Source organism: Bradyrhizobium sp. IC3123, from assembly GCF_020193625.1.
Taxonomy (GTDB): domain Bacteria; phylum Pseudomonadota; class Alphaproteobacteria; order Rhizobiales; family Xanthobacteraceae; genus Bradyrhizobium; species Bradyrhizobium yuanmingense.
Genome location: NZ_JADYVF010000022.1, coordinates 81707 through 88295, shown reverse-complemented (window position 1 = coordinate 88295; position 6589 = coordinate 81707). Strand labels below are relative to the sequence as shown.

Sequence of the window (6589 nt, the reverse complement as noted above, 5' to 3'; positions counted from 1 at the left end):
AGGCGGAAGATGTTATCCAGGATCTTGGCGTTGTTCGGCTCCTGCTCGAACTTCACCAGCTGATTGTCCACGGTGTCCAGGCTCTCGCTGGTCTCCGTCAGAAACTCCCGCAACAGATCATCCATGAGCTACGCCTTACTGACCCGGGCCGCAAACGCGACGTCCGAGCCACCCTTGGCACGGACGGACGCCCTATTTTGGATCGTTAGACATCCCCTTTCACAGTCCCGTTAATTTCATCCTCCGTGCTACTACGGATTTTGAAGAGAAGTTTGCGGTTCTGCCGCGTGTTGCAGCGCTTTTCGGCAAAACCATCCCCGCGCCGCAACGGCGGGAGCCGCGCGGTGAACGAGCCACTAATCGCGCGACGCGGCGTGCGAGAAAGTCCTGCTCGTGAAGAACGATAGAGGCGGTCGAGGCAAGCCGGCCGCGCCCTCGTCGCGCGAGTGCTTGGGCGTTGCCGGATCTAGGCGGTCCACGCTCGAGGTAAACGAAGCGTTACCCCGCGGGGAAAGCGGCTCGTGTCGCGCTAACCGAGCTGCACGGCCGTGGCAATGTCGGAGCGGGGGCGAGACTCTGCCAGGCAATCGTTGATGGCGGCGAGCAGCGCGTGCGGCGTGAACGGCTTGCGCAGACAGCGCGCGGCGCCGAGCTCCAACGCCATCCGCAGGAAGTCCGGCGCGGGCGAGTCCAAATTCGCGAAGGCGTAGCCGGACATCGCGATCAGCGGAATGACCGGAGCCCGCTCGTGGAAAATCCGGATCGATTCAAACCCGCGCATGTGCGGCATGAAGATGTCGATGATCATCAGATCGAATTGCTTGTGCTCGAGGGCGCGCAGTCCGGCTTCACCACCCTCGGCGATCGTCACCCGAAAATTGTTGCGCTGGAGGTAAACCTCGATGGCCATGCACACCATCGGGTCATCGTCGACGACGAGAATATGGCGCAGATCGTCTCGCCCGGATTGAGCTTCCCGTTCCGGCGATTCAACAATCGAACCGTGGGGCACGCCTTTCTCCTTTGCTTTCGATGAGAGATGAAACTAACATTTTTGCGGACGCGGTCGAGGCGACGCGAGCCGGCCCGATGGCCAGCGCGACTGCAATGCCTTCCGGCTCCTGAGGCCCCCTTGCCGCTTTTTCCCTGCGCAATCGTTGCAGGACGGCCGCCTCGTCAACGAATCAGCGTGCGCTACTTAATTCCGCCGCAAATGAGACAGGCTGTCTGCCCTCTAACGGGTATATGGACGACACCACAACCTTTAGATTAGTATTTGCGCGCCGTGCAACTGAGTGACGAAGGCCGCCGCTCCCACCGTCCATCGAACCCGCCGGATTAACCTGCATGACCGTGAGCGGCCGCCCGCCCAACCAGCTGCTGCAACTGCTCGATGCCGCGGATTTCGATCTGCTGCGTCCGCACCTCGCGACGGTTGAAATGGTCAGCAAATCTGTCGTGGGCGAGATCGGCACTGCACCGAGACATGTCTACCTCCCGCATGGTGGATGCGTTTCGATCAGGGTGAGCCTGTCCGAAGGACAGACGATCGAAATTGCGATGCTGGGCCGCGACAGCGTCGTGGGGGCCGGTGCGGCCCTTGCCGACGGCATCTCGCCGATGGACGCGGTTGTGCTGTTCCCAGGAGCTGCTTCCGTGATCGAAATCGGAGTTTTCCGCGCGGTCGCGACCGCAAGCGCACGCCTCCGCAAGCTGATGGTCCGCCACGAGCAGGTCATGCTCGCGCATGTGCAGCAATCGCTGCTCTGCAATACGCTGCATCCGGTCGAGGCGCGGCTCGCGCGTTGGCTGCTCCGCGCCCACGACCTGTCCGACGGCCAAATCCTGCCGCTGACCCAGGAGGCGCTGGCGCAGATGATCGGCGTCCGCCGCAACGCGATCTCGCTGGGCGCGCATGCGCTGCAGCGCGCCGGCATCATTCACTACAGCCGCGGCCAGATCGAGATCATCGATCCCAAGGCGCTGCTGGCGACGTCCTGCGGCTGCTATTCGGCGGTGAAGGCCCATCACCTGCGCCTGATGGGAGTCGTGGCGTGACGGGAGCACGATGCGATCTCTGTGTTCCGACGTGCACGCAGCGTCGGTGCATCGCCAGGGCCGGACAACTTGTCTCAATTGCCAATATATCCCGCCGCGAGGATGATGGAACTTACCCGCGCACCGCGTGAGTGCAGGCGTGCGATTCTCAGGTGCAAGGGTACGGAGGAGGCAGCTTTGGAAAGCATGGCGCGTCCGTCCAACGGTTTCCTGTCCGCACTGTCGGCAGACGATTATGAGTTGATCCGCCCGCACCTGCGAACTGTGGATCTGCCCCACGGGGCGGTGCTGGTCGAGACCGGCGAGACGCTCATGCGCGCCTATTTTCCTCACCGCGGCGTCATCTCGCTGGTGGTTGAACTGGCCAAAGGCGAGCATGTGCAGGTCGCCATGATCGGCCGTGGCAGCCTGCTCGGAACGCTCGCCATCGAGGGTGATGCGTGTGCGTTGAACACCGCCATCGTGCTGGTTCCCGGCGCCGCCTCGGTGGTGGATCTGGACCGCCTGCGCATGGCCGCCGATCAGAGCAGCGCCCTGCGCACGCAGCTTGCGCGTCACGGGCTGGCGGTCTACGCCCAGGTGCAGCAAACCGCGGGCTGCAACGCCGCTCATCCGGTGGAGTCGCGGCTGTCGCGCTGCCTGCTGCACACGCATGACATGTCGGGCGAGTCGCGTCTGCTGCTGACACAGGAGACCATGGCTCAGATGATCGGGGCCCGGCGCAACAGCGTGTCGCTGGTCGCCAACTCCCTACAGCAGGCCAATTTCATCCACTACAGCCGCGGACACATCCAGATCACCAACCTGGACGGGCTGCGCCAGACGGCGTGCGAATGCTACGCCGCCGTGAAGGCCCAGTACGACCGGCTGCTCGGCCCGCCCTGAACGCCGCGGTCGCTTGGTAAACCGCGGGCTAATGCCGGCCTGCAAACACCAGCCATCCTGCTACCAGAACTGAAATTCGAAGGCCGTACACACGCGACATGCCTCGCGCGGCGGCGTGCCGCGCGACACGAACCGGGATCAGGGCAGGCAAGACATGTTTGACGTCACCGTCGGGCTTGCGAACGCGATCGATGCCGAACCCGCGCGCGAGCCGCGCGCGTACGAAGCGCTGGTGCGCGAGATCGGCGAGGACGGTGCCGGCGAAGTGCGCGACGTGTTCTGGAGCGAGACCTGCGCGCGCCTGGAATCGTTCCGAACGCTCTCGCCTGCGCAGCACCACGCCAGGATCGCGCGCGAAGCACATTCTTTGAAGAGCGCGGCCGGAACGTTCGGCTATCTCAGGCTGGCAGCGCTGGCGCTCCGGCTGGAGAAAACCGCGGAAAGCCTCGGCGAGACCGAATTCCGCGCGCTGCTGGACCTGATGGATGCGGCCTACGCCGCCGCGCATGCGCAGGAGCCGCAAGGCTAGCTCGCTTGGGATGCGCGCTCGTCGCGCTGCTTCGCGTGAAAACGCTCCGAACTACTCGCGCGTGCATTCCCGCCGTACTTCTACGGTTTGCGATTTTCACAGATGGCTAATCATAGCTGGCGATAGTCCCGGAAAACCAGGAGGGTTTTCCATGTTCACCTACGAGACCGCAGACCAGAAGGAGGTTCGTCGCTTCCGGATCGCACAGTTCAACGGCCGGATGGCGACGGTGAAGGCCGGCGAGTCGACCGTGACCGGCTTCGTGCGCTCGGTGCTGGAGCAGGAATCGAGCATGCCCCCCCGCTGGACCATCACGATCATTCCGAGCGCGCCGAAGGAAGAGATCAAGCCGCTGCGTCCCACCTCGCGCGCACGTCCCTTCGCCGAAGATTATTTCTGAGCGCCACGGATTTCCCAACTTTCGAGATAGGCGTCGGGTCTCGCCCGACGGCGGACGACGGGCCCGGCCTCAGTCGATCGAATGCAGCAGCGCCGCACGGACGAGGTCCGCGGTATTGCGCGCACCGAGCTTGCGCATCGCCTCGGCGCGATGGCTCTCGAAAGTGCGCGGACTGATCTGCATGCGAAGCGCACCCTGCTTGTTCGAGTAGCCTTCGCTGATCAGCCTCAGCACCTCGCGCTCGCGCCTGGTCAGCCGCTTCTGGCCCGACGGGCCGATCAGATCGGCGCTCGGCGGCCGCGGCGGTTGCAGCACGCGGACGGCCTTCGATTCCGCTTCTTCGGACGGGCTGGGCAAGCCGCCCTTGGAGCCGCCCTTGGGCGGGCCGGCGAGCTGCTTGACCAGGCCGCAAACGCGCTCGGTCTGGGCCAGCGCGTTCTCCACCACCCGCTGCAAATAGGCGCGATCGCCGGTCGCGGGGACGAGCTGATCGCTGTGGTGCTTGATCTCGCCCATGTAGAGCAGCAGCGCGGTCAGGGGGCCATTGAGCTCGCGGGCGATGGCAGCCGCCATTTCGTCGGCCGCCTTGGCACGCAAGGCGCTCAGGCGGGCGAAATCGAGCTCTTCAGCTGAAGCAGCGCTGCTTTCGTGCCATGCCGACGGCCGCGAATCGGTGGCCGTATCATTCTGTGACCCCATGTCACTCGTTTAGCGGAACCGGGGCGGGTCTGTGATTAACTTTTTGCTCCGTATGACTACGGTGATTTAGACGGTTTTACGCTGAAATGACGACTTCGGCACAATTTGTGCTTGCGCGGTGCCGCACGCGACCATGCAGCGGTTGAGTTTTCTGCCGAAATCGTGGGGTGGGAACGGGAAAGCTCCTCGGCGAACGCCTTGCTCCGACATCCACCCCCCGGATTTTACGAATTAATTAACGGCGACTTGCTTCTCTAGGGAGGTTGAGAGCGCGCAAATGCCTCCACGCATTGGGCCCGCAAGCCCGCGGGCCACGCTGCGAAAGATTGCGTGCCATGGACGAGATCGACCGGCTATCGGAATTTCTGCAGAGGCTGACGCCGCTGTCGCGCAGCTGTCTGCTCAGCGAGCTCGAACGGCTCGAGCTGTGCGGCATCGAGATGCCGGGTTCGGCCGACATCCAGGCCCGCTTGCGCGCCGAATTCCGCAAGGACGGATCGACCCAGGCGCGCGCCACCAGCCCGTCGCGCTATTTCTTCGCGCCGCTCGAGCTGCTGCTGATCGACGGCGCGCCCGAGCACGCCAACATGGGGCGGATCTCGCGCAATACCCTCACCCCGATCTGGGAATGGATCTGCCGCGACCTGCTGCCGACCATGGCGCGCGACTACATCAAGGCGATCGGCGACCAGGTCGCGGCCAACAACCCGAAGGAAGTCCAGAAGATCGCCTCGACCTTCCAGACCAAGGTCGTCAAGGTCCTCGAGAGCACCCTCGCCTCGCCCGAGAGCGCCGAATCCGCGCGCGCCAAGCTCGGGCAATATACGGCCTCGCGCACCGCCTTCGACGACGTCGTGAAGATGCTGCACGTGTTGCGCGCCGGCGATGCACTGCCGAAGTTCAACGCGAAGCTGCCCGACAAGATCGCGAAGTTCGACGACGGCCAGGTCGCCCAGATCACCGCGCAGCTCGATGCCTTCAAGAAGGCGCATCCTCAGGCGCTGCCCTTCGCGCTGGCGCTGGTGGCGCGACGCCTGAAGACGTCCTGGCAATTGGTGCGGCTTGCTACCCGAGCCGCTGCGAGCAAGGCCGCCGCAGACGTCGCCGCCACCCCCTATGCCTGCGTCGTTCCCATGGTTCTCGACCGGCTCGACGACAAGCGTCTCGCACTTCGCGTCGCGCTCCGGCACAACCGGGTGCTGATCGCTCGCGACCTGCTCGCCGAAATCTACGACACCGAATATGCGCTCAAGGTCCGGATCGACGGCATCGAGCAATGCGAATGGGGCGTCCGCCTCCAGCAATTGATGGACGCGATCGCGGCGCTGGTCTCCGCCGAGGTGAGCCGCTTCCCCGACAATGTCGGCCACATTCTCGGCTCGCGGCGGCTGCGCAGCCACGATACGCTCAGTGGCAAGCTGACCTATCTGGCCTGGAAGGGACGCGACGCGATGCAGGACGGTGCGGCGGCGTTCCGCAAATTGATCGGGCAAACCTAAGGCGTTTGAGCATGATCTTTCCGGAAAACCGCTGCACACTTTTCCGGATCATGCTCTAGACCCGGTTCGGCCGCGAAAAACCGTGCGCCGCGCGGCTAGCGCAGGCACAGGAAGCGATCCATGAATCGCCCTGACAGCACGAACCTGAACCACCAATACATCATTCGCCGCGTCGACATAGCTGTAGTCCTCGACAGCCCTCCACCGGCTCGGGGGAGCTTTAGCGCGAGCGCGGCAACGCGCGTGTGATGTGCTTCACATTCTCGGCCGCCGGCGCGGACCCGTTGTCGCATGACCGTCACGAGCGAAAGGCGACGATGCGCGCATCGCGGGAAGACGCAAGCGTGAAAGCCGCCGCCGATTCACGTTGCGCCGGCTTCATCGCCGCCGCGGGACAACCGCGCGCGTGCACCCAAAGATTTCGTCGACAGATTAGCTCGAATTGCAGGGCTTAACGTTACTCAGATAATTCAAGAACGATGTGAAGCTCTCCTTATTTGAACCCACGCTCCGCGTTTA

General features: G+C 63.9%; 7 protein-coding genes. 5 read left to right on the top strand and 2 right to left on the bottom strand.

All coding sequences use genetic code 11. The annotated features are described in order from the left end of the window. Positions 1 to 529: 529 nt before the first annotated feature. Positions 530 to 1012: a response regulator gene (locus tag I6F20_RS35780; RefSeq protein WP_346277189.1), complete on the bottom strand. Its 483-nt coding sequence runs from the start codon at positions 1010 to 1012 to the stop codon at positions 530 to 532. Positions 1013 to 1347: 335 nt separating this feature from the next. On the opposite strand from I6F20_RS35780, the gene I6F20_RS35775 reads away from it, so the two are divergent. The 4 genes from I6F20_RS35775 (at position 1348) to I6F20_RS35760 (ending at position 3872) form a co-directional block, all read left to right on the top strand. Beyond that, the gene (locus tag I6F20_RS35775) at positions 1348 to 2058 is read left to right on the top strand and encodes a Crp/Fnr family transcriptional regulator (RefSeq protein ID WP_225130819.1); all 711 of its coding nucleotides are present in this window, start codon (positions 1348 to 1350) and stop codon (positions 2056 to 2058) included. A 186-nt stretch (positions 2059 to 2244) separates the two neighbouring features. After that, the gene (locus I6F20_RS35770) at positions 2245 to 2943 is read left to right on the top strand and encodes a Crp/Fnr family transcriptional regulator (RefSeq protein WP_192893380.1); all 699 of its coding nucleotides are present in this window, start codon (positions 2245 to 2247) and stop codon (positions 2941 to 2943) included. A gap of 154 nt (positions 2944 to 3097) precedes the next feature. Further along, on the top strand, positions 3098 to 3472 hold the full coding sequence (locus I6F20_RS35765; protein ID WP_036008515.1) for an Hpt domain-containing protein: 375 nt from the start codon (positions 3098 to 3100) through the stop codon (positions 3470 to 3472). A 151-nt stretch (positions 3473 to 3623) separates the two neighbouring features. Beyond that, on the top strand, positions 3624 to 3872 hold the full coding sequence (locus tag I6F20_RS35760; protein WP_036024694.1) for a hypothetical protein: 249 nt from the start codon (positions 3624 to 3626) through the stop codon (positions 3870 to 3872). 69 nt (positions 3873 to 3941) lie between these two features. Here I6F20_RS35760 and I6F20_RS35755 read toward each other — a convergent pair whose 3' ends face one another. Further along, on the bottom strand, positions 3942 to 4571 hold the full coding sequence (locus I6F20_RS35755) for a helix-turn-helix domain-containing protein (RefSeq protein WP_057026527.1): 630 nt from the start codon (positions 4569 to 4571) through the stop codon (positions 3942 to 3944). 335 nt (positions 4572 to 4906) lie between these two features. Between I6F20_RS35755 and I6F20_RS35750 the strand changes: the two genes are divergently transcribed. Next, complete coding sequence (locus I6F20_RS35750; protein WP_225130816.1) at positions 4907 to 6070, top strand: hypothetical protein; 1164 nt, start codon at positions 4907 to 4909, stop codon at positions 6068 to 6070. Positions 6071 to 6589: the final 519 nt, after the last annotated feature.